The sequence below is a fragment of the Apibacter sp. HY039 genome (assembly GCF_004023655.1).
In the GTDB taxonomy this organism is placed as follows: Bacteria; Bacteroidota; Bacteroidia; order Flavobacteriales; family Weeksellaceae; genus Apibacter; species Apibacter raozihei.
Genome location: NZ_SAYM01000003.1, coordinates 58156 through 83387, shown reverse-complemented (window position 1 = coordinate 83387; position 25232 = coordinate 58156). Strand labels below are relative to the sequence as shown.

Here is a 25232-nt window from a genome sequence, read left to right as displayed (position 1 = left end):
CTATTTTAATATTTTTAAGTATTAAACAATTATAAAAAATTATATCCCGAAAAATCGGGATATATTTTTATTTTTTTCCTTCAGTAGGCGCTACTTGTATTGAGTCTGATTTATTTTTTTTATCTTTCTTTTTTCTTCCTATAATGTCACTCAATCGGTTAAATGAACGTTTATAGACAATACCTGCTCCATAAGCCTGATTATTGGCTCCTGAATTTCCTAGTAAAGAAGTCTCCAATCCAAAAGTAGATGGTTTGGAAAATCCGCTCAATACTAAAGATTTATCACTGTTTTTTGAAATATCATAATTTATTTTAGCTCCATATGTCCAAACATCCGCTGCACTCTTTTGTTCCAGTGGCATATTGACAGAGCCGACTATTGATAATCGGTTGTTTAGTTTGAAGGTAGGATCTATAGATATTCTATCGCTTGTATTATCCACTCTAGAACCTGCATTAAAGTTAGCATCTAAAGAAAATACACCACTAATGTTATTGATAACAGAGGTTAATTGTTTTAAAACAATATCATATGCAGAAGAAGCATAACTGCTCCCTCCCATTTTATCGGATAAGAAACTTCCGAAAACAACTATTCCTGCAACTTGATTATATTTTTCTCCTTCGTTATTATTAATCTTACTTCTTAACTGATCCCTTATTGAAGAAGCTCCTTCGACATCAATATCGAAATTGATGCTTGGCTTGGATAAATAACCTGTTAATAATGCTTTTACTATGACATTGGTAGCTGGAACTGTAGATATACCCAGATAGTCTCCTATATTACTAACTAATCGGGTATAGGTAGCTGTAATATCCAGATTAGCCTCTGTAGGCCCTCTGTTTTCCCATTGTATCTTACTACCGGGTACAATTGTAAAATCTTTATTTACAAACATATTATAGTAATATTTACTATCACCGGTAATTGTATACGTACCTTCCATTGTTATGGTTCCTGCACGCGACATATTAAATTTTAAGTTTTTAGCGTCACCTCTCACCTGTATCCTATCTCCGGTTTCCTGACTGATGATAAGATTTACTACCGAATTACTGTCAGCGGTGACATCAGCACTTATTGTAAGGCCTAAAGGTGGTTTTACTTCCATTTCTTCTCCTTCTTTCGGCTGATCAGGAAGGAATTTTATAAAACTTATATCAGTAGCGTTTGTTGTACTGCTACTGTTTATAGTAAGGTTACTTCCACTTAAAGCTCTTGCTTTGGCTGCAATTTCAATTCCGGAAACTGTGGAACCTGTAATTGAAAATGTACCCGAAGCATATACAGTCCCGTAAAACAAATCATTTTCCTTCATGGTCGTATTCAAAACTAACAGCTTTTCTGTAGAAAAGTCTAAGTTCAATCCCCATTCCTGGAAATTTTTTGTCAACAATGCCCCATAAACCGTTCCTTTTGAACCATTTACCGTATCCATTAATTCAATATTATCCAGATAAAAAACACCATTGGAAATTTGTAAATCCTGTTCTTTGGTCAATTGGTAATCAACACCTAAAAAATTTACCGTAAAACCTACGTTATTCATTGCCAGTACTCCCTGATATTGTGGATTAGTCAAATCGCCGGTAATATGAACATCTCCGGTTGCTTCTCCTCTGAATTTAGAAAAAACTGCCTGCAAAAATGTACCTATAGGAGCTACATTAAACTTATTTGCAGTTAAAGATATATCTACTTGAGCGGGCTTTCCTGTCTCGTTTTTGATAAATCCTTCAGCAGAAAAATTCTTAACTCCATTATTCATTAATTTAGTATCCAGAACGTATTTATCTTCTGAAGCATCATAAGAAGCATCCATAATCAGATCTCCTAAAGGCTGGTTATTAAACTTCAATCCGCTGACATCCAGATCTACCAACGGTTTAAATTCCTGCGGAGTTTTTGTTATTTTGGCTGATCCCGTAGCAATCCCTTCAAATGTCATGTCCTTTAAAAAGCTTTCAGGAATAACTTTCGAAAGCTCTACCTCCTTTAAATTTAAATCAAAATTAAATTTATCTTTGGATTCATACTCTCCGGATAAGTTCACTTCTGATTCTCCTGATTTTACTACAATGTTTTCCAGCGATAGCTTATTGGTGATTACATTATACTTTACAATAGCTTCATCTGGTTTAAAATCGGGATTTAACGTCCATTTTCCTTTGTTTAATTTTATATCTGATGGTCTGAAACCATAAATCATATCATTACCTCTACGTGTCTGATATAAATTAAGGTCGAAATTAGTTTGTTTTCCTTTGTATTTTCCATGGTAAAAGTTCGTAGACGCAAATAAGGTATCATTTCTTTTGAAACCGGAAAAATTAATATTATCTATTTTATTTTTATCTATTTCAAAAGAAGATAGCGATCCCATAAATTGACGTAGCGAATCAGCCGTATTCAGAAAAAGATTAGGATTAGTTAGCTTTATGTTTTTGTAATAAATGTATTGTGAAATAACCTGTGTCTGCAACTGATTTCCCTCACCAATATATCTGCCAATAATAGTAGTTCCGGGAGAAATATTAACATCCAGCATCAATAAGTCAAATAAATCTTTTTGAATATCCAGAATAAAAGAAAATTCCTGATTAACAAATCGCTTTTTAGGCTTATAGTTTACTAATAAGTTACCGATTCCCTCCTGCAACATGGCTGGAACATCATTAAGTTTGTATTTTCCATAAATGTTAGCAGTTATCATATTAGGAGAAAATACATCAAAATTCCTGTTACCGTTGTCTGAGGTTGTCTTTATTTGAATATCATTGTAGGCGGTAGTAACCGTATCTTTGGTTACCTTTATTTGAGAAAGATTAATTTCCCCTATTAAATCATCGATAGTACTAAAAGATATGTTAGTATTTACCAAACCTTTAAAAGAAGTATTTTTGTCTACCACTGTGGTAAAATAACTTAAATCTAACTTTTTAATATCGGCTAAAAATTCAGTTTTAACAGTTTTACTGGAAAAGTCAAGATTTCCCTCAAAGTTAAAGTTGGCATGGCTGTCTTCGGTATTTATTTTGCCCCTGAAAACTTTATTTTTCAAATTACCTACGGCAGCTATATTATGTAGTACTTTACCGTTAATCTCAATCTGTTCGAGTTTACCGTCAAACTTGGTATCCATATGGTTTAATTTAAAACCTTTGCCGTCAAAATATACTTTTGAAGTTATAGGACCAATTGTAGATGACTGTGTAAACGGAGCCAGATTTAAACCGGTAGTTTCCACCTCTCCTTCATACTTAGGAAGATCAGATGAGTAATCATGTAACTTAGCATCTGCTTTTACCAGCCCTAAAGCACTTATCAGACTACCTTTCGTAACAATGGAATTTTTATCAATTGAAAAATCACCCGTATAATTTGCCGTACCAAATTTAGTGAGTATATCCGGAATTTTAGCAGATATGAATTTTGGTAACCAATTTTTTAATGATGGATAAGAAGTTTGTAATTTAGCTCCCTGAGTGTTTATTGCAAAAGATTTACCAGATTCAGATGGAACTAAATCCTTTAATTTCAGAGAAGGAGCTGTAAAAAAGGTGTTTTCTGATGAAAATATAGGATTTGTTAAAACCAGATTATTAAGCGGTCCTTTTGCCGTTGAAGATATTTGCATGATAGCATTCGAATTCCAATCTTTTACGAAATACCTTATATCTTTTCCGGAAATTTTACTACCTGTTTTTAAATCCAAATCCCAACTTACCTGATCACTAAAATTTGCTAATCCGTTTTCTTTAGTATGTCTGAAGTAAAGGCTGCCCAGTAATAAGGAAGTATCAGATTCCAAAATTAAATTTTTAAACGATAATTCCGTTTCAGAATAATGAACAAGTCCTGAAATCTGATTGACAATATAATTGTCATTATATCTCTTACCTTTAAAATTAAATAAATCAACCCAAACATTTATATCAGAACCGTTAATTTTAACTTTCGAGACTTTCAGGTTTAAATTTTTAGCATCCAGCCAGGTCTGATCTTCTTTAGGTTGATTTTGACTGACAATTGAAAACTGACCATTTACAATATCTGCTCTTCCTTCAAGCTTAAAAGGTTGATCCGATGGTTGTTTATCTGATTTAAATTTATCTATGAATAGTGAAAAATTATCTCGATCTTCTCCTTTATAAGTAATAACTCTTACTACTGGTTCTTTTAATCGAATCTGATTTATTTTAAGACTGTTTTTCTTATCAATCAATAAATTTTTTATTAATGAATAAGTGCTAAAAAAAGCTTTTGCTTCTTTAACTTTAATAAAATCGAAATTATGATGATCTTTGACTGCTGTCTCATTTAAAACCAGATTACCAAAATAATCTACTTCAACACTTTTAACAGATATTTGAGTCTTAAATTGATTATTAAGAAATTCAATACCTGCCTGCGCAATTTTTTCTTTAACCGGAGGAAGATTGATTATTACTATAAATGCCAGAAATACAAAGAGTATTATGTAAAATGCAAATAATACTGTATTTAGTATTCTTCTGAATATCTTTTTAATTTTTAACTTTGCCATAAATGAAAACACCCATTATTTTAGGAATAGAATCTTCTTGCGATGATACATCAGCAGCTATTATTAAAGGAAAAACTATTCTTTCCAATATTGTTTCTGCACAAAAAGTACACCAAAATTACGGAGGTGTCGTTCCTGAATTAGCATCAAGAGCACACCAGCAAAATATAGTACCTGTTGTTCAGCAAGCTATTCAACAAGCAAATATAACCAAAAAAGATATAGATGCAATCGCGTTTACACGTGGTCCCGGATTATTAGGTTCTTTGCTTGTAGGTACCAGCTTTGCTAAATCTTTAGCTATGTCTTTACAAATTCCTTTGATTGAGGTAAACCATATGCAAGGTCATATTTTTGCGCATTTTATTGAAGACGCTAATGCTAATTCCATAAATTTTCCTTTTCTATGCTTAACGGTAAGCGGAGGTCATACTCAAATTGTTAAAGTCGATAATTATTTTACTCTTTCTGTTCTCGGAGAAACTTTGGATGATGCTGCAGGCGAAGCTTTTGATAAAATAGGAAAATTATTGGGATTGAATTATCCCGCGGGTCCGCTTTTAGATAAAATGGCACAGCTGGGAGACGAAAATAAATTTAAATTTTCACAGCCAAAGCTGGATGGAATAAAATTTTCATTTAGTGGGATTAAAACATCTGTATTGTATTTTATACAAAAAGAAATACAGAAAAATCCAGACTTTATTCAGGAAAACTTACATGATTTATGTGCTTCTGTACAAAAAACAATTGTGGATGCTCTACTTATTAAAATTAAAGAAGCTGTTAAATTAACCGGAATAAATAAAATTGCGATTGCCGGAGGAGTATCTGCAAATTCCAGATTGAGATCTGAAATCCTAAAGCTGGAAGAAACTTTTAATTGTAAAACTTTTATACCAAAATTTGAATATACCACGGATAATGCCGCAATGATTGCTGTTGTAGGAAGTATAAAATATGAGTATAATGTTTTTTCAGATTTATCTGTAGCTGCAACAGCAAGATATAAAATTTAATAGCAAATACGTATGATAAAAAATTTGTTCAAGCATAGTATTCTTATAACTTTATTCGTAAGTTTAGCATTTTCCTGTCAAAAAAATAAAATTTTATTTAAAGAAGATTTTCAAAATAACCATAACAGATGGGATACTCTTACAACTTCTTATTTGTCAAATAAAATTGTTGACAGGCAATTTATTTCTACCAATGAATTTGATAATGTCATAAACTTCTCTTTAATAGAGCCTCAAATTAAAGAAAAAAATTTATGGATCGAATCATCAATTAAATTTAATAAGTTTTACAAAGCAGGTTCTTTAGGTGGTTTGATTATTTTAGCGGATAATCTAAAAGATCCGAAAGAATATTTGTTTTTTGGAATTAATGATAAGAAAGAAGTCTGTATTTCAAGAGAAAGTCTCAACCCTTCCAAAGCTCAGACTTATTATATGCATAAAAATGAGAACTTAAAATTAGATGACTATAATACATTCTCAATACATATATCAAACTCAAAATTACAGTTTCTTCTTAACAGCAAATCTGTTATAGCTATAGATAGGATAGAATTTTCTACCACTATTATGGGATACGTTACTTTAGGGTCTCAAATAGCGGTTAAAGATTTAGAAATAAAAAAATCACTCTAATATCTGATAAAAAAAGACTTAACCTAATAAGTTAAGTCTTTTTATTTATTAATACATAAATGATATTATTTATACATATACGCCTTATTTTGTTTTTGATTTGTTTTGTTACTTCCTTTATTGTTAGTAGCATTTGAACTTTTAGACGTCGATGTGTTCTTAGTTTCCGAATAACTTTTTACTGAACTATTCTTATAAGGACTGGAATTATAATATTCCATCGCTTTTGACATGTCTTTGTTAAGATCTGCGATTCTGTTTTCCGGATTAGGGTGGGTTGATAAAAATTCAGGAGTATTATTTCCCCCTGAAGCTTCAGTTGCTTTTATCATTCTTTCCCAGAATAAAGGTGCTTCTCTGGGATCATATCCCGCCATTGACATTATATAAAGTCCCATAGCATCAGCATCAGTCTCTTGTTTTCTGCCATATCTTAATAAAGTAATATTACTGGCTATTGGATAATAATCGTTAATCACTCCTTTTAATTGTTGATTGCTTGTAACACCACTTAACAATTGCCCCCCCACCTGGGAAACATAAGACTGGGAAATTTTTTCAGCTCCATGACCTGCCAGTGCATGAGCAATTTCGTGACCCAAAACAACAGCCAGTCCTGCATCGGTTTTTGTAACGGGCAAAATTCCTGAATATACAGCAACTTTTCCTCCAGGCATACACCAGGCATTAATTGTTTTTGGATCGTCTATCAATACAAATTGCCACTCATAACCATTTAAGGCAGCCTCCTGCCCTATGGATTTATAATATGCTTCAGCTGCATTTTTTATACGACTACCAACTTCAGATACTTGTCTGGCCTGAGCAGTACCGGTAATTAATTTGCTCGATGACAAAACTTGAGTATACTGCTGGAAGGATAAAGGCAAAATTTGAGAGTTTGAAACAAAATTTAATGATTTTCTTCCTGTGAGAGGGTTAGTTGCACAAGCAACTGTAAGCAAAGCAACGGCAGAAGCTGCTATTAATTTATTCGCTTTCATAGATTTATATAATTTATATTAGCTATATAGTAAATTTATTAATTAATGTTATTAAATTTGCAAAGATTTAAAAACAACATAAAATCAAAAAATATGCCTTACTTATTTACATCCGAATCGGTATCGGAAGGCCACCCAGATAAAATAGCAGATCAAATATCTGATGCTATACTTGATAACTTCTTAGCTTTCGACCCCGAATCTAAAGTAGCTTGTGAAACTTTAGTTACAACGGGGCAGGTAATTCTTGCGGGAGAGATAAAATCAAATACCTATATTGATTTACAACATATTACCCGGGATGTTATCCGAAAAATAGGTTATACCAAAAGTGAATATAAATTTGAAGCTGAATCTTGTGGTATATTATCGGCATTACATGAACAATCTCAAGACATTAACCGTGGAGTTGATAAAGTAAATAAGGAAGAGCAAGGGGCTGGTGATCAGGGAATGATGTTTGGATATGCAACCAATGAAACTGATAATTTTATGCCTATGGCATTAGATATTTCACATAGCATTCTAAAAGTTCTTGCTAAAATAAGAAAAGAAGGTAAAGTAATGACTTATCTGAGACCGGATGCTAAGGCTCAGGTTACTATAGAGTATGACGATAATAATAAACCGGTTAGAATTGACACTATTGTTCTTTCTACTCAGCATGATATGTTTCATCAGGATGAAGAAGTAGTGTTGGAACAAATTGCTAACGATGTAAAAAATATTGTAATTCCTGAAGTTAAAGCAGAATCGAAAGAAGAAATCAAAGCACTTTTTGATGGTGATATCATATATCATATCAATCCTACAGGAAAATTTGAAATTGGAGGTCCTCATGGTGATACTGGTTTAACGGGACGCAAAATAATTGTAGATACTTACGGTGGTAAAGGAGCTCACGGAGGAGGTGCTTTTTCAGGAAAAGATCCTTCAAAAGTAGACCGTTCCGCAGCCTATGCAACACGTCATATTGCAAAAAATTTAGTAGCAGCTGGAATCGCTGATGAGGTACTTGTACAGGTATCCTATGCTATCGGGGTTACCGAACCTTGTGGTTTGTATGTAAATACTTATGGCAGTTCTAAAGTTAATCTAACCGATGGAGAAATTGCTGCAAAGATTGAAAAAATATTTGATTTACGTCCCTATGCCATTGAAAAAAGATTAAAACTTCGAAACCCTATTTATGCTGAAACAGCAGCTTATGGTCATATGGGAAGAAGAAATGAAACAATTGTTAAACGTTTCGAAAGAAACAGTGACGGTGGAAATGTAGAAGTTAAAGAAATTGAAGTTGAACTTTTCACTTGGGAAAAACTTGATTTTGTTCAAACTCTTAAAAAAGAATTTAATCTGTAAATCTCTTTATTAATTATATTAATATTTATGCCTAAAATACTAGCAATAGACTTCGGAGAAAAAAGAAGCGGATTAGCAGAAACTGATGATATGCAAATTATTGCAAGTGGATTAGCAGGCATTTTCACTAAAGATTTATTTTCTTTTTTAGAAAAATATATTCTCAAAAATTCCGTTGAGAAAATAGTTATAGGTTTACCTGTACGTCTTAACGGGGAACTATCGGAAATTGAAAATTTAATTCAAAAATGTATTTTAAAAATCAATACTTTATATCCGGATATTCCGGTTGATAGAATTGATGAAAGATTTACATCCAAAATAGCAGCACATTCAATAAGTATGAGTGGCAAAAATAAAAAGAAAAGAGAAGATAAACATTTATTGGATGAAGTAAGTGCTACGCTTATACTTCAAACTTATTTAGATAAAAAACAATAAGATGATTTTACCTATTTTCGCTTACGGCGATCCTATATTAAGAAAAAAGACAGAAGATATCGATCAAAATTATCCTGAATTGGATCAATTGATCTCCAATATGTATGAAACCATGTACAAAGCCTATGGTATTGGCTTAGCTGCCCCACAAATTGGTCTTAATATTCGCCTGTTTATCATAGACGCTTCTCCATTGGCAGAAGATGAAGAATATGAATCTATTAAAGATGAATTACTGGATTGTAAAAAAGTATTTATCAACCCTAGAATCATTGAAAGAAGTGGTGAGCCCTGGAAATTCAATGAAGGTTGTTTAAGCATTCCCGATATAAGAGAAGATGTAAGCAGACCTGAAATAATTAAAATTGAATATTTTGATCAGGACTGGAATAAAAAAATAGAAACTTTCGGAGATATAAGAGCTCGAATAATTCAACATGAATATGATCATATCGAAGGAATTTTATTTACTGACCACTTATCACCATTAAAGAAAAAATTGGTTAAAGGAAAACTAAACAATATTAGTAAAGGAAATATTGATGTTGCATATCGAATGAAATTTCCTTCTCATTAATTATTAAATAAATATAATATTAGCATAACACACATTATGGATCTTACGAAAATAATTGCAATTACTGGAAAACCCGGTTTATTTGAATTAGTATCTCAGGCAAAAGGTGGATTTATTGTAAAAGACCTTACCTCTCAAAAGAAATTATCTATTAACTCGAACAGTCAGGTAAGTTTATTACAAAATATTTCTATTTATACTCAAGATTCTGAAGTTCCTTTAGTAACTGTATTAATTACAATTTCAGCTAAGCATGATTATAAGGAAATTGATTTTAACAAAAGCGATTCTCAGAAGCTAAGAGCTTTAATGGAAGAAGTTCAGCCAGATTATGCTGCCGACAGAGTATATGATTCTGATTTGAAAAAATTATTTTCCTGGTATAACATATTAGTTAAGAATAAGATTATTACTGAAAAATCTGTAGCTACATATCAGGAAAATCTAGCTAAAGCTAAAGAAGAAATGGAGAAAGCAGAAGCTCAAAAAGAAATTACTGCTGAAACAAGTGAAGAAAAAACTTCTAAACCTGCAAAAGCTACCAAGAAAAAAATTGAAAAAGACGATAAAGATAGTATAGAAGAAAATAAAACAGCTAAAACTACTAAAGCTGCATCTAAAAAGAAAACAGATAAGTAAGTTTACAATTAATTATTTAAAAAGGAACTGTTTTTGAAACAGTTCCTTTTTTTATTATCTTTAGACTATGAATTCAAGACAAAATAATTTAAAGGCATTTAATCGACTACTTGATATTATGGATGAACTCCGGGAAAAATGTCCCTGGGATAAAAAACAGACGATGCAATCTTTAAAAAATAACACTATTGAAGAGACCTTTGAATTAGCGGATGCCATTCAAAACAATGATATTCCTGAGATTAAAAATGAATTAGGGGATTTAATGCTGCATCTAATCTTTTATTCTAAAATTGCTTCTGAATCTCAATTATTTGATATTGGAGATGTTTTAAATGGTATATGTGATAAATTAGTATATCGGCATCCGCATATTTATGGTGATGTAAAAGTAGAAAATGAAGAAGAAGTAAAACAGAATTGGGAAAAATTAAAATTAAAAGAAGGAAGAAAATCGGTGCTGGAAGGAGTTCCTTCTTCTCTACCTGCCTTAATTAAAGCTTACAGAATACAGGAAAAAGTAAAAGGTATCGGTTTTGAATTTGAAAATAATAGTCAGATACTTAACAAAATTAAAGAAGAAATTAATGAATTTGAAAATGAAGATGATTTAGAAAATAAAGAAATTGAATTTGGTGACGTTTTGTTTTCTTTAATTAATTATGCGCGCTATAATCAGATTAATCCAGAGAATGCACTGGAAAAAACTAACCGAAAATTCATTTCAAGATTTCAAAAGATGGAACAACTAGCCAATGAATTTAATAAAGAACTTTCTCAATTAACTATTAACGAAATGGATAAACTTTGGAATGATGCTAAAGCTTTTGAAAAATAAGTCTATTGGGTTGAATCAATAGAAATTTAATTACTAAGCCTAGCATATTAAAATATATAGTGAGATAAAAAAACCTTAAACTATTGCTTAAGGTTTTTTTATCTTATTTATTACCTAATTAAGAAAACATATCTTTTATTTTTTCAAAAAATGTTTTATCATTTTTAGTCGGTTTAGGAGAAAAATGCTCGTCTTCTACCATCTTTTCAAAAAACTCTTTTTGATCTTTAGTTAATTTACCAGGATTAGGTGTCCAAACGTTAATATGAATAAACAAATCTCCATGACCATAAGCCTGCATTTGTGGAAGTCCCTTACCTTTTAATCGAAGTATTTTACCCGATTGAGTTCCAGCATCAACAGTAATTTTGACTTTACCATTTACTGTTGGTATTTCTTTTTTGGCTCCTAAAACAGCCTCAGGCATTGAAATGTATAATTCATAATGAAGGTTATCTCCTTCTCTTTTCAGGTGTTCGTCTTCAATTTCTTCAATGACAACAATTAAATCTCCGGGAATACCTCCAAACGGGGCGTCATTTCCTTTTCCGCGAGCCTGAATTTGTATTCCTTCTCTAACACCAGCCGGTATTTTGATAGTAACTTCTTCTTCAACTTTTATAAGTCCCATATTATTGGCACCCGGAGGTATATGATCGGCAACTTTTCCAGTTCCGTTGCAAGTACCACAAACGGTCTGTGTCTGCATTTGTCCAAAAGGAGTGTTCATTACTCTTCGGGTTTGACCTGAACCGTGACAAGTAGGACAAGTTTTAGAGGTTGCACCTGGTGCTAATTTAAACCTTTTAACTTTTATGGTTTTTTCTACTCCATTAATAATTTCTTTGAGAGTTAGTGATAATCGTATTCTTAAATTAGAACCCTGTACCTGCTGTGGCCGTGAAGAAAATCCTCCAAAACCTCCGCCACCAAAGGCTCCACCAAATATATCACCGAAATGAGAAAAAATATCTTCCATATTCATTCCTCCGCCACCAAAACCTCCTCCGGCAGCACCTCCTACACCAGCATGACCATATTGATCATAACGAGCCCTTTTCTGCGGATCACTCAATACTTCATAAGCTTCCGCTGCTTCTTTAAATTTTTCTTCGGCTTCTTTATCTCCAGGATTTTTATCCGGATGAAATTTTATTGCCTTCTTTCTGTAAGCCTTTTTTAACTCAATTTCAGTAACAGTTTTGGAAACTTCTAAAACCTCGTAATAATCTCTTTTTGACATGTTTACAACTACTAATAATAAGAACTATGATTAATTTTATTTTCCGATAACTACTTTAGCATATCTAATAACTTTATCGTGCAATAAATACCCCTGCTGCACAACATCTACGATTTTATCTTTTAAGCTTTCATCCGGAGCTTGAATCTGCGTAATAGCTTCATGTAAATCCAGATTAAAATCATCTCCGGGCTTTACTTCTATAGGAGATAATCCTTTATCCTTCAGCGTGTTATACAATTTATTATATATAAGTTTTACACCTTCCAAAACAGCTGCATTAGTATCATCCTTTTCCAGTTCTTTCATTGCTCTGTCAAAATCATCTAATACAGGTAATAAAGATTCAAGTAAATCTTTATTCGAATATTTTATTAAATCCTGTCTCTCTTTGGTTACACGTTTTTTATAATTATCAAATTCTGCAAATAACCGAATGAATTTATCTTTCTCTTGTGCCAATTTTTCCTCTAGTCCGGAATCTTTTTTAATATCTGACAAATTTTCAACATTTTCAGTTTCCTCCTGAGAATTTTGATTATTGTTAGGCTCTTCAATTAACTCATTTTCTTCGTTTTCGTTATGTTTTGACATGATTGAATTCCTTTTTAAAATTATTATTCATTAAATATCAATTTTACTGCCAATTTAAATTTACTGTCAAATCGACGTAAGATCATATTTTTAAATATTTCAATCAATCTTAGTAAATTTACACATTCAAATTTTAGTGATTAAAATTCTAATGATAAATCCAAACGATATATTTACTATAAATTCTGAAGAAGAATTTAATAATGCGGCAGTTTCAATATTCAATTATCAGTATACCAATGTTTATGTATATAAAAGATTTGTAGATTTTTTGAAAATTGATAGTAATAAAATTAAACATTATACAGAAATACCATTTTTACCAATTGAATTTTTTAAAAAGCATAAAATACTCGATAATAATATTAATTCTGATGTATTTTATTTTCAAAGTAGCGGAACTACTTCTGAAAATCTCTCCAAACACTTAATTGGAGATGCTAAGATTTATCAAAAAAGTATTTTGGAATCTTTTAAAATATTTTTTGGGGAACCTTCTGAATATATTTACTTAGGTTTATTACCTTCTTATCTGGAAAAGAAAAATTCTTCATTGATTTATATGGTTGATTTTCTAATGAAGCAATCGTCTAAAAAAGAAAACGGTTATTTTCTATATAATTTTGAAGATCTTAATTCACTTATTAAAAAACTGGAATCTAAAAATCAAAAAATTATATTATTTGGTGTGTCATACGCTTTGCTTGACTTTGCTAATATGTTTCCTCAAAACTTAAAAAATACTTATGTAATAGAGACTGGAGGCATGAAAGGGAGAAAAGAAGAAATTACTAAAGATGAGCTGCTTAAAGAACTTCAGAATGCTTTCAACACACAAAATATTTTTTCTGAATACAGTATGACTGAATTATTATCACAAGCATACTCTTTAGGTGAAAATGTTTATAAATGCCCTCCCTGGATGAAAATTTTAATTAGAGATGCAGAGGATCCTTTTGCTTATGAAACTAATGGAAAAACAGGTGGAATTAATATTATTGATTTAGCAAATTATCATAGCTGTTCCTTTATATCCACTCAAGATTTGGGAAAATTAACTGTTTTTGATTCTTTTCAGGTTTTAGGAAGAATGGATAATTCTGATATCAGAGGCTGTAGCTTATTGTTATTATAATTTTCCGTTATTTTTTAACTTTTTTAACTTTGTTTTAGTAGTTTTTAATTAGAAATCATTTATAAATTTACAACCGTTTAAAACTTGACTGAATGTCTTATTATAAGAAAATATTCAAGTATACACTTGTATTTATTTCACTGGTTTTCTTCTGGTTTATTGTACACACTGTTATAATTGTTACAGATGGTATTCAGGAAGATATAAGAGATGCAGATGTAGGTGTTATTTTCGGTTCAAAAAACCGGAAAGACGGTTCTTTATCTAAATCTATGGAAAGACGCTTAAACATTGGATTAAAATTATACAAAGCGGGTCAGGTTCAAAAGTTGATAGTTACCGGAGGTATTGCTCATAAAGGTTATTGTGAAGCTGATTTAATGATGATTTATTTATTAAAAAACGGAGTTCGGTTGGGCGATATTATTGCTGATACGGAAGCTATTAATACAGAAGAAAATGTTGAAAATTCATTAAAAATTATGGAGGATAATAATTTTAAAAAACTTATTATTATTTCTCAATATTATCATATATCACGCATTAAGCTTATGTATTATAAAAAAAGATTTTATAATTTTGGTTCAGCCAGCTCACATTATTATAATAAAGAATATCATCCGGGAACTTTGCTCAGAGAGTTTATCGGTTACTATTATTATTACTTTTTTAAATAAGTATCTGAAAAATCATAAATAGTATTAAAATTTTATAGTGGCTGTAGCTAAAGCATTACGTGGAGCTCCGGGAAACAGTCTCAGATAATTTTGTGCTCCAATCCAATAGGTTTTGTTCATTACATTGTTAACATTGAACGTAAATTGCATATTTGTATTTTTGGGAGCATAATATAAAGCTAAATCAACTAAAAAATAAGAAGGTACTTTGAATGTTCTGTCAAACCAAGGAATACGATTACTATTATACTGAAAGCCTGCACCAATCCCCCAGTCTTTTATAATATCAATATTCTGAAAGTTATACCTTGTCCAGAAACTGGCACTGTTATAGGGGCTATTCTGTTTTCTGGCACCAATTAAATCGGGATTGTTATCCTTGGTAATTCTTGCATCATTGTAAGAGTAAGATGCATATAAATGCCAATAGGCAGCTATATTAAGTGATATTTCTAGTTCTAAACCTTTACTTCTTTCAGCTCCTCTGGTGATTAATGAATCGGGATATTGAGCGAGATTAGCATTCATTAATAAATTTTTTTGATTTATTTCATAAACAGAGAGATTGGCTACCAACTTATTATTGAAAAAATTGGTTTTAATACCAGCTTCTTTTAAATCGCTGATCAAAGGTTTGAATCTTGCTGCAGATTCCGTACTCCAATTATAGTTACCTGTACTGGGTAATAAACTTGCCGTGTTACTTTGTGGTTGATATCCTTCTAAATAGGTTGAATAAATGTTTATGTTATCACTTAAAATCAAAGTGATACCTAATCGGGGAAGTAATTTATTATTTTTAAAGGATTTTTCATTTTTTTCATCATAATTTGTTTTATCTTCAAACCAATCCTGACGAATTCCGGCTATAACTATGACTCTTTTCCATCTCAATTGTTCTTGTATATAAATAGCTTGATTTATAGATAAAGTTGGAGGAATAGTAATTTGTGAATTCATTATGTAATTGCTCTCCGAGGATGTATGATTCAAATTTATTAAATCAAAATAATTAACATTCGGCTTCGGTAAAGTAACATTATTTATTGTCACGGTTTCATATTGTTCTGCCTTTGTAGGATCATAACGACTGGTAACACTTCCATCTTTCAATATATACCCTCGTGCTGCACTTTGGTTACCTCCTTTAATTTTTTTCCATGCGCTAAAATCAAAACCTGTAATTAGATCATGAGAAATGGGTCCTGTCTTGAAATTATAACTAATATAAGCGTTAAAATTATCTACACTCCAGTTTTGTTTACGTTTTACGTATTGCATTCCCACTAAAGAATTAACCGGATTATTATTTACATCTACAGCAAATGCATTAGTTGTTCTGTGTTCTTGAAGATCTTCTTTCCAAGTTTGTTTCATATAAGCAGCATTCATACTTATTTGTTTATTGAATGCATGTGTAAATGTACCCATAAGTATTAAATTCTCAGATTTATAATAATCTCCTTCTTTACCTAAATTAAGGCTAATGGGTGTACTTTTTAAATTTGTTATTCCGGAAACTGCTCCGAATATAGGCTGTCCCCTATCTAAATTACCTGTTTGATTAGTATATATGGTCTCTATATTGACTTTTGTTTTGTTGTTCAATTTATACGTGAATGAAGGTGATAGCAGCAGAGCATCGTTATGCACTAAATCCCTGTAACTTCTCGCTTTTTGAAATGCTGCATTTAATCTATATAATAATGTTTTATTTTCGTTTAACGGTCCGGTAAAATCTAAAGCGCCCCGTATTGTATTATAGCTTCCCGTATTCAATGTTATGGTTTTACTACTTGTAACTAAAGGTTTTTTAGTAATTAAATTTATACTTCCTCCCGGATCTACACTTGCAAAAGTAGCACTTGCCGGACCTTTAATTACTTCAATTTTTTCTATGTTAGTTGTTAATGGCTGTAAAAAATAATATTGTCTGGTACGCATTCCGTTAATTATTTGTCCTTCTTCATTCTGACTTATCCCTCGTATGGTATACTGATTGTAAAAACTGCTAGATTCTACACCGGGAACAATTTTAACTGCATCTGCCAATTGAAATGTCTGCCGGTCTTCGATAATATTATGATTTATAGAATTTATTGATTGTGGAACTTCTCTAGCCAGCATTGATAATCTTGTTGCACTGGAACTATAATTGTTGATATAACTTTCATTTTTACCCGTAACATTGATCGAAGATAGTTCGGTGTATTTTGAATCATTATTTTTATGCTTTAAGTCAGATTTAAGTATAACATCTAAAGATTGAACTCTATTTAAATCTAATGTTTGATTTTGTGTATAATATCCTAATGCACTTATTGTTACAATAATTTTATCTGCATTAATTTTATCAATATAGAAATATCCTGTACTATCCGAATAAATTATTGATGATTGTTCAGCTTCATCTATAATTATTTTAGCTTTATTTACAGGATTGTATGTTTCGTCCATTATATATCCTGAAACACTCATCTGGCAGAAGCCTGTAAAATTGTTTATAAAAATTAGAAAAAAGACCAGTAGAAAATTTTTATTCATCTTAAGAATACTCATAGAAAATTATTTTTAAAAAAAATTAATTTAGATTTATATATTAAAAATATATATAAATACAAAATTTTACATCAATATATAAGCAAAAATATAAAATTAAGATTTTATATACAAAATTTATTTTTACTTTACTTTTTTCAAGAATGATTTTATGGAAAACCTGAATATATAATTGTAATCCGATTAGATAAAACTTAACCAAATTATTAAAGAGATTGTCGAAAATCTTAGGGAATTAAACGCATTTTAAAATCATTAACTTATAAAATACTTTTTACTACATTTGTTTATAATTGAGTTGAACACGAAAATGTCTTTTATTGAAAATGTAGTTACTAATTTACTGGATAATCAAATTGATTTATCCAAAACTCAAATTATATTACCAGGTAAACGACCTATTATATTTTTTAAAAGGTATTTTTCAGAAAAAGAGTATACAGGATTCTTACCTAAATTTATAACTATTGAAGATTTTGTTGCCTTGTATAGTGATTTGGTAAAAATTGAAAATATACCTCTTTGGTTTGAAGCTTATACTATTCAAAAACAATTTATTAATCCTGAAGAAAATCTCGAAGACTTTTTGAAATGGGTTCCTACACTTTTGAAAGATTTTAATGATATTGATATTTTTTCCAAGGATCCGATGAAAGTTTTAGAGCATCTTACTTCAATTGAAAGACTTGAAAATTGGAGTGAAATACTCGATACCGGCGATAAAGAAAAATTATTTTATAAAAACATCAAATTTTGGGAAAACAATGTTGTATTATATAAAGAATTAAAAGCATCCTTACTAAATAAAGGCTTAGGTACTCAGGGTATGATTTTACATTCTGCAATTCAACATCTGAAAAACACTAAATTATCTGCGGATCAAACTTTTGTATTTGCCGGATTCAATGCTATAACACCCAATGAAGAAATATTGATTAAACATTTTGTTGCTAATTATCATACGCTACTCTATTGGGACTCTGATGAGTATTATATGAAAAAAAATAATCAGGAGTCGGGTTATTTTTTAAGAAAATTTGTTCAATGGAATTATTATGCTAACAGAGAGTTCCTTTGGACTGAAAATAATTTCTCTCAAAAAAAAAATATACATGTAGTTAGCACTTCTCAAGATGTTGCCCAGGCAAAGTATGCCGGAAAACTTCTGGAAAACCTCACGGAATATGAATTACAAAAAACCGCTTTGGTTTTGTGCGATGAAACTATTCTTCCTTCTGTAATGGAAAGTTTACCTGAAAATGTAAAAAGGGTTAACATTACTATGGGATATTCACTTAAAAATTCAATTCTGGCCTCTTTTTTTAAACAGATATTTCAATTACATATATTCAGGGAAAAAAATAAAGCTAAAGGATATTATTACAAAGATGTTTTATCAATCCTTAACCATCCATTATTAGAAAATAATTCAGACGTATATGAGTTATGTGAAGAAATAAATACTTACAATCTGGTATTTATATCAAACTCTTTATTATATGATAAATTAAGCACATGGGAATTATTTTTTATCTTCACCAATTTTGAACATCCTATTGATTTACTTCAGAAATTATATGATTTTTGTAACGAAAAATTTTGGACATATTCAGAACAGCAAGCTATATTAAAAGAAAATTTTCTGAAATTTAAAAATGTCTTTTCAATACTAATATCACAATTATCTCAAAATTTTTATATTGATAATTTTACTCTTTTATATTCTTTTTACCAGCATATTCTTACTAATGAAAAGATTGATTTTATAGGTGAACCTTTAGAGGGTCTTCAATTAATGGGTGTATTGGAAACTCGTCTGTTGGGATTTGAAAATATTATTATGCTTGGGGTAAATGAAGGTGTTATTCCAGCAGGAAGATCTGATAATTCTTTTATTCCATTTGATGTTAAAAAAAACTATGATATTCATACTTTTTTAGAAAACGATGCTATTTATGCCTATCATTTTTACCGCTTATTACAACATGCAAATTCAATTCATTTAATATATAATAATTTTACAGAAGGATTAAATTCAGGAGAAAAAAGCAGGTTTATCAGCCAATTAGAATTTGAATCTCCACACACTATTCACGAAATTACAGCATCTTATTCAGGGGAATTGGAAAGCGAAAAAGAACTTACTATTGAAAAAACTCCAGCACTGATCAAAGCAATTAAAAACTGGTTAAAAAACCCTGTTTCTCCAACTCATTTAACGAGTTATCATTATGATCCTATTAGTTTTTACTTGCAGAAAATTCTTGAATTGGGTGAAAAATCTGAAATTGAAGAGGAAATTTCGCCTTTGAATTATGGGAATTTGATTCACCATACTTTAGAATCTTTATATTCTCCTTTAAAAAGTCAATATTTAGAAGAAAAATCTTTATTAATTCTTCTAGACACATATAAAGATCATCTGAATGAGTATATAGCTAAAGAACTAAATGCTGATTTGTTTGATCGGGGACAAAATTATCTGCAAAAATTATTAGCTGAAAAAACTGTCGAAAAAATTATACTTCGAGATTTAAACGATATCCGAAACGGCCATAGTATATTTTTAAATGATATTGAAAAAAAACTGACCTCTCATGTATCAATTGAATCTTTAGGAAAAATTCAACTTAAAGGCTTTGCAGATCGCTGGGATATATTTGACGGACAAGACCGAATTATTGATTATAAAACTTCTTCTGTTGGATCACTTAATTTTAAAGCTGATCAATTATCTGAGATTAAGAATAACAAGAATTTTAAATTTTTTATTCAATTAATTTTTTATGCTTACATAGTTTTAAATGAAAAATCAGCTTCAACTATACAGGTAGGAATCTGGAGTTTTAAGAAACCATTTAAAGGAATTGAACTTTTAAATTTTGATAACAATACTATTTTTACCTATCCTCAGGCTTGTGAATTATTTAAAGAGATTACGTCTCTAATCAAAGAGATTGCAGATCCTAATCAGTCATTTGTAAAAAAAATTTAATTAACTCATTACGATTTTCAATGTTAGAATAAATAATATTAATTCATATTTGTTTAAATTTACCTTATGAACATAGATTTAAAATATATACGAAGTCAGTTTCCTATTTTGGAACAGTCTGTAAATGGAAATAAACTGGTCTACCTTGATAATGCAGCAACATCACAAAAACCATATTCTGTTATTAATGCTGAAGAAGATTATTACAAAACCATAAATTCCAATGTTCACCGTGGTATTCATACATTAAGTCAGCTTGCAACTGTAGAAATGGAAGAAACACGAAAATCGGTTCAAACCTTTATAAATGCAAAAAAAGATTACGAAATAATTTTTACTAAAGGTACTACTGATGGTATTAATTTAGTAGCCAATGGTATTGAAACTCTTATAAATGAAGGAGACGAAATAATTATTTCCAATTTAGAACACCACTCTAATATCGTACCATGGCAAATGCTAGCTGAGCGCAAAGGATTAATTTTAAAAATTATTCCTGTTAATGACCATGGCGATTTGCTAATGCATGAATATGATAATTTATTGACAGAAAAAACTAAGATTGTATCTGTAAATCATATTTCTAATGCTCTGGGTGTAGTTAATCCTGTTAGAGAAATCATTGATAAAGCACACCAGTATGGTGCGATTGTCCTTATTGACGGCGCACAGTCAATTCCTCATATGGAAATAGATGTTCAGGAATTAAACACTGATTTTTATGTGTTTTCTTCTCATAAAATGTATGGCCCAACCGGCGTTGGTATTTTATACGGAAAAGAAAACCTGCTTGAGCAAATGAGACCTTACCAAGGAGGGGGAGAAATGATTAAAGAAGTCACTTTTGAAAAAACTACTTACGCTGGTCTTCCTTTTAAATTTGAAGCAGGAACTCCTAATATTGCCGGCAATATAGTTTTGAAAAAAGCAATTGAATTTATGCAGAATATAGGAGTTGAAAATATCAGAAAGCATGAAGAAGATATATTGAACTATACAACAGATCAATTGAAATCTATAGAAAATCTTACTGTGTATGCCTCAGAAGCAAATCAAAGAGCAGGTGCAGTCTCTTTCAATTTTAATATAGACAACATTCATTCTTCTGATGTTGGTTTTATTCTTGATAAGCAAGGTATAGCTGTCAGAACAGGTCATCACTGTGCCCAGCCGATAATGAAACGCTTCGAAATATCAGGTACTGTGCGGGCATCTTTTGCTATATATACTTCTTATGAAGACATAGATAAACTTATTGAAGGATTGGCTAAAGCGCAACAAATGTTACAGTAATATATATATATCGATAGAGGATATAAAATTATCCTCTATCAAAATCATCATAATCATATTGTTCGTAGTCATACTCATAATAAATTTCCATTTCATCCTGAAATTCATACTCCCGATTTTTCTCTCTATTTTTAGTTGTAGCACAACCGGAAATTATGCAAAATAAGCATAATATAAATATATATTTAAGTTTTAACATAATGTATTAATTCATTAGGAACTCAATATTCAATAAAAATAACTATCAATTTCATAGTTCAAAAAAAAGAAGCCTTACGCTTCTTTTTTTAATATTTTAATTAATTACCAACTTCCACTTGATCCGCCACCGCCAAAGCTTCCTCCGCCACCAAATCCGCCAAATCCGCCTCCGGAACTTCCTCCACGACTACTTCCAAATCCGCCACCTAAGAATCCGCCACCAATTCCACCCCAAAAATCATCATCATTTTTACGTCTTTTCCCATTTCTATCGTAGTAGGTTCCTCCTCCATTGTTTCCTCCAGAACTTATAAAAACTATAAACATAATTACTACAAATACAATAATAGCTACCATTAATCCAGAAAAATCATCTTCATTTTCAGCACTTTTTTTAGCTTTAAATTTACCTTGTAACACATTTATAATCTGATCAGTCCCGGAATTAATAGCCTCATAAAAATTGTTTTCTTTCAGATAAGGAACCATATACTGATTGATAATAATACCCGACATCATATCTGTCATAGCATCTTCCGTTCCTCTTCCGTTCTGAATGGTGAGTTTATGATCATCCGTAGCGATTAATAACACAATACCATTATTAGATTTTTTTTGGCCTATTTTCCACTTTTCACCCCATCTAGCTCCTACAAAATTTATATCGTCTCCATTTATAGTCTTTACTGTGCAAACTAAGATTTCTGTAGATGTAGAATCACTGTATGCTATTAATTTCTTATTAATAAAATCTTTTTGCTGTTCTGATAAAACATTGGCATAATCATTAACCGGATAAATTTTAGAAGGGGCATCTGGAATTTTAAATTCACTCTGCGCAGAAACAAAAGTTCCTAAGAAAATAGAAAAAGTTAATAAAAGTAACTTAATTTTATCGTGAAATTTCATCAGGAAGTTCGTTTTTAATTGTTTTTCCATTATGTGGAAAATATTTTTTCAATTTAATTCCGGTTTTATTAATAGCTTTAGTCAGACCTTCTTTATAAAATCCATTTTTAAAATCTGATACAATTTCATTTAAAATCTGATCCCAAAAAGCCTGTTTAACGTAAGTATGTATATTTTGATCTCCTATCACAGCAACTTGCTTCCTATTCTCGGAAACATAAAATAAAATCCCGTTTTTATCCTTCGTTTTATCCATTCCTATTTTATAAAAAATCTCCTGGGCTTTAGCTAATGGATCTCCTTCAAGTTTTTGATCTAAATGCACCCGTATTTCGCCGGTCGACATAGTCTCAGCCAATCGAATGGCTTCGATTATTTGTTTTTCATCTTCCGGAGTAAAAAGCATATCGTGATGTTTTATTCAATAAATTATTTACCGTTTAAAAGTTCATTAACATTGGGTGCTTTTTCTGCTCCTGCATCTGCTTTAAACATTCCTTTTTCTTTTAAACCTTTCATACCGGCAATAATACTTCCCGGAAATTTTTGTATATAATTGTTATAAGTTGTTACAGTAGCGTTATAATTGTCTCTTTCAATTTTAATTCTGTTTTCAGTACCTTCCAACTGGTTTTGAAATGATAGTATACTTTGATTAGCTTTTAAATCAGGATATCTTTCAATAGATACTAATAACCTGCTTAAAGCTGAACCAACTCCTGCCTGAGCTTGTTGAAACTCTGCCAATTTTTCAGGAGTAAGATTAGATGGATCTATTTGAACAGAAGTAGCTTTAGCTCTAGCTTCCACAACTGATGTCAATGTTTCTCTTTCATAATTGGTAGCTTTATTGACAGTTGCAACCAAACTAGGTATTAAATCTGCTCTTCTTTGATAAGCACTTTCTACGCTTCCCCATTTTTGTTTAGAATCATTATCTAACTCAACAATACGATTACTCATAGAAATCCAGTATCCTACTAAAGCTATTCCTATTACAGCCAATACAAGAAATATTCCTCCTCCTATGATACAACCTTTTTTCATATTTTTTACTTTATTTTATTTATAATTTAATAAGTACAAATATCGTGCACAAATTTTTAAATAGAAAAAAAGACAAAAGGCTATTAAAATAGCCTTTTGTCTTTTTATTAATAAGAAAAATTATTAATTATTTTCTTTTCTTAACTGATCTAATTTATCTCTTTTCTGGAGAACTTTATAAGCATTTTCTAAAGCCTGATAAACTGCTTTGTCTTTAGGTTCCAGTTCATGAGCTTTTTCCAGGAAAGGGAGAGCTTTAAAAAACATTTTCTTTCTTTCAACCGTCAGTGCATCGTATTTCTGTTGATCCTCCTTAGATGTTGTTAAATTATTTAATTTATTAACAATCTCTTTATCCGGCTCAAGGGCTAACGCTGCCAAATTGAAATAGGCTGCTGTATAATCCGGTTTAACTGAAACTGCTTTATTATAATATTCTTTTGCTAGATCATATGTTTTTTCATCTTTACTGTATATAACTCCTAAGTTGTATAAAGAAACATAATCATTTGGATTTTTTTGCACAGATTCTTTTAACCTGTCTACATATTTCTGAGTATTTCCGGTCTGATAATACAGTTCTCCTACCTGAGAACTTAAATTGGTATCTGTAGGAAATTTAGTCAGTCCTTTTTCTGCTAAAGATAAGGCTTCTGAATACTTTTTATCGGCTGTAAGTAAAGAAACTGCATAATTATACAAATCTGCCTCTACAGAAGGAGTAGATTCAATTTTTAAATCTGTATAATCAGCACTTGGTGCTTTTTTCAGTAGATTATAATCATTTTCGGATAATGTTACTCTTTCTTTTTTGTTATTTAAAGCAGAATAAGTATTTCTTACACCTGTATAGCCTTCATTAATAAGCTCTTTATATAATTCCAAGGCTTTAGCACTATTGTTTGCAGCATGATAAGAAACGGCAGCATAATATTTATAAACATCATCATCTACTCCCGCAGCTTTAGTCAGATAATGTGATTCAAGAAAATCTTCAGCAGATTTTTCAAAATCTTTTGAATTATACTCATCCGTTGCTTTGGTTACAGATGCTTGCCTTTTTTGTTCTAATACCGGTAATAGTTTATTTAAATAATCTGTTCCTGATTTCGTTTCTTTTAAACCGGAAAATCCTTCAGAAACTAATTTATCTGCTTGTTCTTTAGATAAAACAAAAGCTTTTTCTTTGGTATTTTTATTTTTCAAGGAATAAATCGGTCCCTTCTCATATTTAGAGAGTTCTGCCAAAACTTTTGCTGCTTCGAGCGTTTTACCCTGATCTAAATAAGTAGCTCCTTTAACATAAAGATATTTGGCATATAGTTCTGGTTCAATAGATGAAATTTTAGTATTAACTAAAGGGTCAGCCTGTTGAATAAGAGTCTGTGCCTGAGATTTGTTACCTCCTTCAAATGCATTAAAAGCATCTTTTATTTCTTTATCCTGTCCAAACGAGAACAAAGCCATAAGAGTAAGTAATGATATTGTAATTTTTTTCATATCATAATAAA

General features: G+C 30.7%; 21 protein-coding genes. 11 read left to right on the top strand and 10 right to left on the bottom strand.

All coding sequences use genetic code 11. The features are described from left to right. Positions 1–67: 67 nt before the first annotated feature. Positions 68–4552, bottom strand: a complete 4485-nt coding sequence (locus EQ921_RS07765) for a hypothetical protein (RefSeq protein ID WP_128331210.1) — start codon at positions 4550–4552, stop codon at positions 68–70. A 2-nt stretch (positions 4553–4554) separates the two neighbouring features. On the opposite strand from EQ921_RS07765, the gene tsaD reads away from it, so the two are divergent. Then, entirely contained in the window at positions 4555–5571 is a 1017-nt protein-coding gene (tsaD, locus tag EQ921_RS07760) for a tRNA (adenosine(37)-N6)-threonylcarbamoyltransferase complex transferase subunit TsaD (RefSeq protein WP_128152808.1), read from the top strand. A 12-nt stretch (positions 5572–5583) separates the two neighbouring features. After that, positions 5584–6207, top strand: coding sequence for a hypothetical protein (locus EQ921_RS07755; protein ID WP_128331209.1), 624 nt, complete (start codon positions 5584–5586; stop codon positions 6205–6207). Positions 6208–6272: 65 nt separating this feature from the next. Here the strand turns inward: EQ921_RS07755 and EQ921_RS07750 are convergent, their stop codons facing one another. Beyond that, positions 6273–7211, bottom strand: a complete 939-nt coding sequence (locus tag EQ921_RS07750; protein WP_128331208.1) for a M48 family metallopeptidase — start codon at positions 7209–7211, stop codon at positions 6273–6275. 93 nt (positions 7212–7304) lie between these two features. On the opposite strand from EQ921_RS07750, the gene metK reads away from it, so the two are divergent. The 5 genes from metK to mazG all read left to right on the top strand — a co-directional run bounded on the left by metK (position 7305) and on the right by mazG (position 11068). Continuing rightward, positions 7305–8573 carry a methionine adenosyltransferase gene (gene metK, locus EQ921_RS07745; protein WP_128152811.1) on the top strand — a complete coding sequence of 423 codons (1269 nt, stop codon included), beginning with the start codon at positions 7305–7307 and terminating at the stop codon, positions 8571–8573. Between the two features lie 27 nt (positions 8574–8600). Beyond that, complete coding sequence (gene ruvX / locus EQ921_RS07740; protein ID WP_128152812.1) at positions 8601–9014, top strand: Holliday junction resolvase RuvX; 414 nt, start codon at positions 8601–8603, stop codon at positions 9012–9014. Between the two features lies 1 nt (position 9015). Continuing rightward, positions 9016–9591: a peptide deformylase gene (gene def / locus EQ921_RS07735; RefSeq protein WP_128152813.1), complete on the top strand. Its 576-nt coding sequence runs from the start codon at positions 9016–9018 to the stop codon at positions 9589–9591. Between the two features lie 36 nt (positions 9592–9627). Further along, positions 9628–10230 carry a DUF5606 domain-containing protein gene (locus EQ921_RS07730; RefSeq protein WP_128152814.1) on the top strand — a complete coding sequence of 201 codons (603 nt, stop codon included), beginning with the start codon at positions 9628–9630 and terminating at the stop codon, positions 10228–10230. 67 nt (positions 10231–10297) lie between these two features. Beyond that, positions 10298–11068, top strand: coding sequence for a nucleoside triphosphate pyrophosphohydrolase (gene mazG, locus EQ921_RS07725; protein ID WP_128331207.1), 771 nt, complete (start codon positions 10298–10300; stop codon positions 11066–11068). Between the two features lie 118 nt (positions 11069–11186). Here mazG and dnaJ read toward each other — a convergent pair whose 3' ends face one another. Both dnaJ and EQ921_RS07715 read right to left on the bottom strand, forming a co-directional pair. Further along, positions 11187–12311, bottom strand: a complete 1125-nt coding sequence (gene dnaJ, locus EQ921_RS07720) for a molecular chaperone DnaJ (protein WP_128152816.1) — start codon at positions 12309–12311, stop codon at positions 11187–11189. A 36-nt stretch (positions 12312–12347) separates the two neighbouring features. Beyond that, on the bottom strand, positions 12348–12905 hold the full coding sequence (locus EQ921_RS07715; protein ID WP_128331206.1) for a nucleotide exchange factor GrpE: 558 nt from the start codon (positions 12903–12905) through the stop codon (positions 12348–12350). Positions 12906–13056: 151 nt separating this feature from the next. Between EQ921_RS07715 and EQ921_RS07710 the strand changes: the two genes are divergently transcribed. Both EQ921_RS07710 and EQ921_RS07705 read left to right on the top strand, forming a co-directional pair. Further along, positions 13057–14040, top strand: a complete 984-nt coding sequence (locus EQ921_RS07710) for an acyl transferase (RefSeq protein WP_128331205.1) — start codon at positions 13057–13059, stop codon at positions 14038–14040. Between the two features lie 92 nt (positions 14041–14132). Continuing rightward, positions 14133–14717: a YdcF family protein gene (locus tag EQ921_RS07705; RefSeq protein WP_128331204.1), complete on the top strand. Its 585-nt coding sequence runs from the start codon at positions 14133–14135 to the stop codon at positions 14715–14717. Positions 14718–14741: 24 nt separating this feature from the next. Here the strand turns inward: EQ921_RS07705 and EQ921_RS07700 are convergent, their stop codons facing one another. Continuing rightward, positions 14742–17276 carry a TonB-dependent siderophore receptor gene (locus EQ921_RS07700; RefSeq protein ID WP_255424458.1) on the bottom strand — a complete coding sequence of 845 codons (2535 nt, stop codon included), beginning with the start codon at positions 17274–17276 and terminating at the stop codon, positions 14742–14744. A 310-nt stretch (positions 17277–17586) separates the two neighbouring features. On the opposite strand from EQ921_RS07700, the gene EQ921_RS07695 reads away from it, so the two are divergent. Then, complete coding sequence (locus EQ921_RS07695) at positions 17587–20271, top strand: PD-(D/E)XK nuclease family protein (RefSeq protein WP_128331203.1); 2685 nt, start codon at positions 17587–17589, stop codon at positions 20269–20271. A 66-nt stretch (positions 20272–20337) separates the two neighbouring features. Continuing rightward, positions 20338–21564, top strand: coding sequence for an aminotransferase class V-fold PLP-dependent enzyme (locus tag EQ921_RS07690; protein WP_128331202.1), 1227 nt, complete (start codon positions 20338–20340; stop codon positions 21562–21564). 28 nt (positions 21565–21592) lie between these two features. On the opposite strand, the gene EQ921_RS14745 is transcribed toward EQ921_RS07690, so the two are convergent. The 5 genes from EQ921_RS14745 to EQ921_RS07670 all read right to left on the bottom strand — a co-directional run bounded on the left by EQ921_RS14745 (position 21593) and on the right by EQ921_RS07670 (position 25221). Further along, positions 21593–21763 (bottom strand): hypothetical protein, encoded by a 171-nt coding sequence (locus EQ921_RS14745; protein ID WP_164875606.1) that lies wholly within the window; start codon positions 21761–21763, stop codon positions 21593–21595. Between the two features lie 104 nt (positions 21764–21867). Further along, positions 21868–22704 (bottom strand): YgcG family protein, encoded by an 837-nt coding sequence (locus tag EQ921_RS07685; RefSeq protein ID WP_255424457.1) that lies wholly within the window; start codon positions 22702–22704, stop codon positions 21868–21870. Further along, positions 22658–23080 carry a TPM domain-containing protein gene (locus EQ921_RS07680; protein ID WP_128152823.1) on the bottom strand — a complete coding sequence of 141 codons (423 nt, stop codon included), beginning with the start codon at positions 23078–23080 and terminating at the stop codon, positions 22658–22660. The genes EQ921_RS07685 and EQ921_RS07680 overlap by 47 nt, the downstream gene beginning before the upstream one ends. A gap of 23 nt (positions 23081–23103) precedes the next feature. Continuing rightward, entirely contained in the window at positions 23104–23721 is a 618-nt protein-coding gene (locus EQ921_RS07675) for a LemA family protein (protein ID WP_128152824.1), read from the bottom strand. A gap of 123 nt (positions 23722–23844) precedes the next feature. Beyond that, positions 23845–25221, bottom strand: a complete 1377-nt coding sequence (locus tag EQ921_RS07670; RefSeq protein ID WP_128331201.1) for a tetratricopeptide repeat protein — start codon at positions 25219–25221, stop codon at positions 23845–23847. Between the last annotated feature and the right edge of the window lie 11 nt (positions 25222–25232).

What these genes read in the sequence shown, in the direction of transcription:
- EQ921_RS07765 (WP_128331210.1), bottom strand. Translation starts at nt 4,552, where the DNA reads ATGGCAAAGTTAAAAATTAAAAAGATATTCAGAAGAATACTAAATACA.
- tsaD (WP_128152808.1), top strand. Translation starts at nt 4,555, where the DNA reads ATGAAAACACCCATTATTTTAGGAATAGAATCTTCTTGCGATGATACA.
- EQ921_RS07755 (WP_128331209.1), top strand. Translation starts at nt 5,584, where the DNA reads ATGATAAAAAATTTGTTCAAGCATAGTATTCTTATAACTTTATTCGTA.
- EQ921_RS07750 (WP_128331208.1), bottom strand. Translation starts at nt 7,211, where the DNA reads ATGAAAGCGAATAAATTAATAGCAGCTTCTGCCGTTGCTTTGCTTACA.
- metK (WP_128152811.1), top strand. Translation starts at nt 7,305, where the DNA reads ATGCCTTACTTATTTACATCCGAATCGGTATCGGAAGGCCACCCAGAT.
- ruvX (WP_128152812.1), top strand. Translation starts at nt 8,601, where the DNA reads ATGCCTAAAATACTAGCAATAGACTTCGGAGAAAAAAGAAGCGGATTA.
- def (WP_128152813.1), top strand. Translation starts at nt 9,016, where the DNA reads ATGATTTTACCTATTTTCGCTTACGGCGATCCTATATTAAGAAAAAAG.
- EQ921_RS07730 (WP_128152814.1), top strand. Translation starts at nt 9,628, where the DNA reads ATGGATCTTACGAAAATAATTGCAATTACTGGAAAACCCGGTTTATTT.
- mazG (WP_128331207.1), top strand. Translation starts at nt 10,298, where the DNA reads ATGAATTCAAGACAAAATAATTTAAAGGCATTTAATCGACTACTTGAT.
- dnaJ (WP_128152816.1), bottom strand. Translation starts at nt 12,311, where the DNA reads ATGTCAAAAAGAGATTATTACGAGGTTTTAGAAGTTTCCAAAACTGTT.
- EQ921_RS07715 (WP_128331206.1), bottom strand. Translation starts at nt 12,905, where the DNA reads ATGTCAAAACATAACGAAAACGAAGAAAATGAGTTAATTGAAGAGCCT.
- EQ921_RS07710 (WP_128331205.1), top strand. Translation starts at nt 13,057, where the DNA reads ATGATAAATCCAAACGATATATTTACTATAAATTCTGAAGAAGAATTT.
- EQ921_RS07705 (WP_128331204.1), top strand. Translation starts at nt 14,133, where the DNA reads ATGTCTTATTATAAGAAAATATTCAAGTATACACTTGTATTTATTTCA.
- EQ921_RS07700 (WP_255424458.1), bottom strand. Translation starts at nt 17,276, where the DNA reads ATGAGTATTCTTAAGATGAATAAAAATTTTCTACTGGTCTTTTTTCTA.
- EQ921_RS07695 (WP_128331203.1), top strand. Translation starts at nt 17,587, where the DNA reads ATGTCTTTTATTGAAAATGTAGTTACTAATTTACTGGATAATCAAATT.
- EQ921_RS07690 (WP_128331202.1), top strand. Translation starts at nt 20,338, where the DNA reads ATGAACATAGATTTAAAATATATACGAAGTCAGTTTCCTATTTTGGAA.
- EQ921_RS14745 (WP_164875606.1), bottom strand. Translation starts at nt 21,763, where the DNA reads ATGTTAAAACTTAAATATATATTTATATTATGCTTATTTTGCATAATT.
- EQ921_RS07685 (WP_255424457.1), bottom strand. Translation starts at nt 22,704, where the DNA reads ATGGAAAAACAATTAAAAACGAACTTCCTGATGAAATTTCACGATAAA.
- EQ921_RS07680 (WP_128152823.1), bottom strand. Translation starts at nt 23,080, where the DNA reads ATGCTTTTTACTCCGGAAGATGAAAAACAAATAATCGAAGCCATTCGA.
- EQ921_RS07675 (WP_128152824.1), bottom strand. Translation starts at nt 23,721, where the DNA reads ATGAAAAAAGGTTGTATCATAGGAGGAGGAATATTTCTTGTATTGGCT.
- EQ921_RS07670 (WP_128331201.1), bottom strand. Translation starts at nt 25,221, where the DNA reads ATGAAAAAAATTACAATATCATTACTTACTCTTATGGCTTTGTTCTCG.